Source organism: Streptomyces sp. NPDC059142 (assembly GCF_042755665.1).
Lineage (GTDB): Bacteria > Actinomycetota > Actinomycetes > Streptomycetales > Streptomycetaceae > Streptomyces.
In genome coordinates this window covers 135,790-140,260 of record NZ_JBHZDA010000004.1, presented here as the reverse complement: position 1 = coordinate 140,260, position 4,471 = coordinate 135,790, and the positions used below count along the sequence as shown (strand labels likewise).

Sequence of the window (4,471 nt, the reverse complement as noted above, 5' to 3'; positions counted from 1 at the left end):
GCCGGCGAGGATCAGTCCTCTTCCGCGTCTTCCGCGTTACGGAACGGGATGGTGACCGTGACGCCGACGCTCGGCTTCCGGTTCTCCTCGTCACCCTCAAGCGGGTCGTTGTGGATGATGTCCTTCTGCATGGGCGGTTCTCCTCTCGGTGTGTTCGGCGGTACCTGTCCCGGCCGCCGCGGTACGGACGCGGCCGGAATCCCCCCTCCGGTCGGCGGGGGGCGTCTTGGGGGAGCGGTGCGTGCCGCGCAGCTCGCGGTCGAGGAAGACCACGGCGCGGCGGAGTACGGCGACATGGTCGCCGCCCTCGTAGCCGTCGTGCCCGCTGTCGAGCCACATCGACTCGTGACGGACTCCGGCATCGCGCAGCGCGGCGAGATAGCCGCGCACCTGGCCGGGCGGGCACTTGGCGTCCCGGGTGGCGGCCACGACCAGCAGCGGTGCCCGTACACGCGAGGCGTACCGGATCGGCGAGCTGCGGGCGTACGCCTCGGGCACCTCGTCCGGTGTGCCGCCGTACAGGCGCTCGTCGAGGGTGCGCAGCGCCGATGTGGTGGTGCGGTACGCGGCGACACCGTCGGCGACGGGCTTGACGGCGACGCCCGCCTGCCACAGCCCGGGGCGGGTGCCGAGGGCCAGCAGGGTGAGGTAGCCGCCCCACGAGGTGCCCCACAGCCCGACGGCGTCCGGGCGGGCCAGCCCGCGCCCGATCAGATCGGCGCGCACCGCCACCAGGTCCTCGACCTGTGTGAGCCCCACGCCCGCGCCGAACGCCCGGCGCCAGCGGGGGCCGTAGCCGGTGGAGCCGCGGTAGTTGACCCGTGCGACGGCGAAACCCGAGGCCACCAGCGAGTGCACGACACCGTCGTACGCGTCGCGGTCGTGGTCGGCGGGACCGCCGTGCACGAGGAGGACGAGGGGCGGCGGCGCGCCCCGCCCCCCGGCCGCCCGGCCCTCCGCCCGGCCCTCGGGAAGGCTGAGCCACGTGTGCACCGGGCCGTCCGGGGTCGGTGTCCACAGGTCACGGTGGTCGCCGGGTACGCGCCCCGGTACGGTGCCGAGGGCCGGCAGCGCGGTACCGGCGGTGGAGTGCATACGCGGCGGATGGGCCGTGTCCGTCCACAGGTAGTGCACGTCGCCACCGGCGCGCGGCGCCGCGTCCAGCAGACTGCCGGGCGGGGTCGGTACGCGGGTGAGGGTGCCGGTGTCCAGACGGGCCCGGTGCAGGGTGCTGCGGCCGTGGCGGTCCTCGCGGATCAGGACGGTGCGCCCCGCGTCCGCGTCCGGGTACCAGCGGGCGGTGATCTCGCTGTCGAACGCGCACCACGGGTACGTACGGATCCCGGTCCCCGGCCGCCAACTGGCCAGCAGATAGCGGTCGTCGTCCTCGCGCACCAGCAGCAGTTCGTCGTGTCCCGCGGTGGGGGCGAAGCCGAGCGACCAGAGTCTGCCGTGTTCCCCGGCGCCGGAGAGCACGGCGCGCGGTGTGCCGTCCGCGGCCAGGACGGTCACGGCGTGCTCGGAGCCGGCCGGTCCGCTGATCGCCAGCAGGCCGGCCGTCGCGGTGAGCCCGGAGAGCGTGGCGTGCCGGTCGACGCGCGTCACCTCGTGCGCGCGGGCGCCGCGCCGTCCCAGATGGACGGTGGTCGTCCGGCCGTCCCCCAGCCCGAGGGCGACGGTCCCGTCGTCGCTCACGGCCAGTCCGCGCGGGGTGCCCGGGGGCACCCCGGTCAGCCCCGGGAGGTCGGGGCCGCCGCGGAAGGGCTGGAACCGCCAGTGCCCCGCGCCGTGCGCGTCCTCGTCGAACCACCACACGTTCGCGTCCCGGTCGATCGTTCCGTGCAGAGTGCCCCGGGGCCGGTCGGTGACCTGGCGGGCGCGCCCGGTCCCGGCGTCCCAGGCGAACACCTCGCACCGGCCGTCGGCGTCCGCGGTGAACGCCATCAGCGCCGGATCGGCGGCGCAGACCTCGGGCAGCACGGCGCGGTAGACCTGGTAACGGGAGCCGGTCATACGCCTCGCCCCCTCGCCGTGACGTCTCCGGCCGGGGTGTCCTCCGACGGTGTGGCCTCTGCCGGTGTGGCCACCCGTGGTGCGGCCACATGTGGTGTGGCCACACGTGGTGCGTCCGTAGCCAGTACGCGTCCCGCCCCGAGGGTCATGTGCAGGGCGAGCAGCGTCAGCACTCCGGCGGAGACGAGCGCCGGTACGGCGGCCCCCACGTGAGCCGTCAGGAACCCGGCGAGCGCGGGCGCCATGGCGGCGGCTCCGCCGGCGGCGGTGGCGAGCACGGAGCCCGCGCGGGCCTGGAGTCCGGGCGGTGTCCCCTGGATGGCCCTGGCCTGGAGGATCACGGTGGCCGGCGGCATGATCAGGCAGAACCCGCCGAACAACGCCCCGTACGCCCATGGTCCGCCGGCCGTCGTGAGCGCGGCGGCGAGCGGGACCATGAGCCAGGACACCGTCACGACCGCCCGTACGGGGCTGAGCCGGCGCACCAGCCGGGGAGCGGCGAGCGAACCGGCGAGTCCGGCGGCGCCGGACACCGCCAGGACCAGCCCCATGGGCGCGCCGCCGTGGCCGCTCTCCTGCAAGGTGAAGACGGCGTCGTAGTACAGCGCGGCCAGCACGCCGTTGACGGTCGTCGTCCACACAAGGACCAGCCGCAGCAGGGGAGTCGCCCGGACGAGCCGCACTCCGGCGCCCGCCTCCGCTGTCAGCGCGGACCAGGTGCCGCGTGCGGTACGGGGCGCCGGGCCGTCCTCGGCCGCCTCGGAGGGACGGTCCGTCCGGTCGGCCCGGAGGTCCGCGCGCATGGCCCGGACGCACACGGCCGTGACGGCGTACGAGACGGCGTCCAGCACGAAGGGCAGCGCGCGCGAGACCTGGTACAGCATGCCGCCCAGCGCGGGCCCCGCGACCAGCGCGCCCCGGTCGCCCGCCTCCAGCCCTGCCACCACGCGCGGCAGGTTCCCGGGGGTGGAGATCAGGGCCACCGTGCCACGGGCCGCCGCCTCGTAGCAGGCGGTGGCGGTACGTTCCACGAGGACGGCGGCGAGCAGATGGACCAGCGGAGGCCGCCCCTGCGCGGCGGTCAGGGCCACGGCGACCGAGCCCATCGCGAGCGCCGAGACCACCGCCGACCAGAACATCACCCGCTTCCGCGCGCCCCGGTCGGCGGGTACGGCGACGAGCGGGCCGAGCACCAGCCCGGTCGCCGTGGACACCCCTGCGACCAGCCCCACCACCGCCGGCGAGTAGCCGAGCCCGAGGAGCAGCAGCGGCAGGACGACCCCGGACGCCTGACTGCCCAGGGAATCGGCGGCGTTCGCGCACCAGAGGAGCCGGACGTCCCGGGTGGCGGGCCCGGTCCCCTCGGTGGGCCCGGTCTCCTCTGCCTGCTCGGTCCCCTCGGCCGGTCCGGTCTCCCTGACCTGCCCGGTCTCCTCGACCTGCCCGGTCTCCTCGACCTGCCCGGTCTCCTCGGCCTGCCCGGTCTCCTCGGCCGGGCCCGGAGGGGTCGCGACGGGCCGGACGTGCGAGGCATCTCTTCCGGGAACAGAAGATCCCATGCGCAGCCCTCCCCGTTTCCGCCGTCAGACTCGAAGTCGCATGCGGGAGCGCATGCGAAATAGCGCCACACTTGACAAAGATGCGCAGAAAAGGTGCAGAAATTGAAACGCTCGGGAGCTTAACCAGGCGCTGATGTGAAGGACAAGGATGTCCGGACGGGGGCTGGTTCGATTTCCCGCGAGCGGTACGGGGCGCGCGGGAGCCCCGTACAGCAGCGTCGGGACGCGCGGTTCTTACCGCGCCCGCCCTCCGCGATCACCGCGCCGGGGGTGGCGCGTTCGCGCGGCGGCGGCGTGGCGCCCGGGGTTCCCGCTTCGCTTTGGCATTCGCGGTGCCGCGTGGACCCTGCGGGAGGGGGCGGCCTCGCGCGGATCGTCACCGGCCGCGCCGGACATGAGCCGGAATGTGCCACTCCGCGCAGGACATGGCATCTGAACTGTGCGGGGAGCGGTGCGGGATGCCGCCGGCCGGCCCCGGGCGCACCACGCGCCGCGACGCCCGCGGCGGTCCCCGGGGAGCGCGGGACGCGGCGGTGAGCCCCGCCGACGAGGGCGTACGCGGTCTTCCCGGTGGCGAACGCGCCCCCCGCCGACGGCGCCTCGTACCCCCCGCACCCCAGCCGCGGAGAAGGCCCCCACGGCAGCGTCCGGGCCCGCGCGGTATCCGGAATCCCGCTTCCCGGATATCGCCGGACCGGTGACAGCGGCCCGAGTTATTGGCCGGAAACGTATGAAAGAGAAGCGAGAAAGAGACAGCGGGCCAGGGGATCCGAGATCGTCTTCCTCCGACAGGGCCCGGCCGGGGGGGGGGGGGGGGGGGCACACATGGACCAAAAGGAGCCGGGCGGTGGGTGTATATTTCTTTGGAGCAGCGGGGGTGTGGGGGTGGTGTTGAGAGA

2 protein-coding genes are annotated in these 4,471 nt (G+C 74.7%); both read right to left on the bottom strand.

Annotated features, from left to right (window positions below; all coding sequences use genetic code 11):
• Positions 1-96: 96 nt before the first annotated feature.
• Entirely contained in the window at positions 97-2,013 is a 1,917-nt protein-coding gene (locus ACFXPK_RS03555) for an alpha/beta hydrolase family protein (protein WP_385071202.1), read from the bottom strand.
• Positions 2,010-3,572 carry an MFS transporter gene (locus tag ACFXPK_RS03550; protein WP_385071199.1) on the bottom strand — a complete coding sequence of 521 codons (1,563 nt, stop codon included), beginning with the start codon at positions 3,570-3,572 and terminating at the stop codon, positions 2,010-2,012. Before ACFXPK_RS03550 ends, ACFXPK_RS03555 begins: the two co-directional genes overlap by 4 nt.
• Positions 3,573-4,471: the final 899 nt, after the last annotated feature.

Excerpts from the sequence above, each read along its gene's own strand:
- ACFXPK_RS03555 (WP_385071202.1), bottom strand. The coding sequence starts at position 2,013 with ATGACCGGCTCCCGTTACCAGGTCTACCGCGCCGTGCTGCCCGAGGTC.
- ACFXPK_RS03550 (WP_385071199.1), bottom strand. The coding sequence starts at position 3,572 with ATGGGATCTTCTGTTCCCGGAAGAGATGCCTCGCACGTCCGGCCCGTC.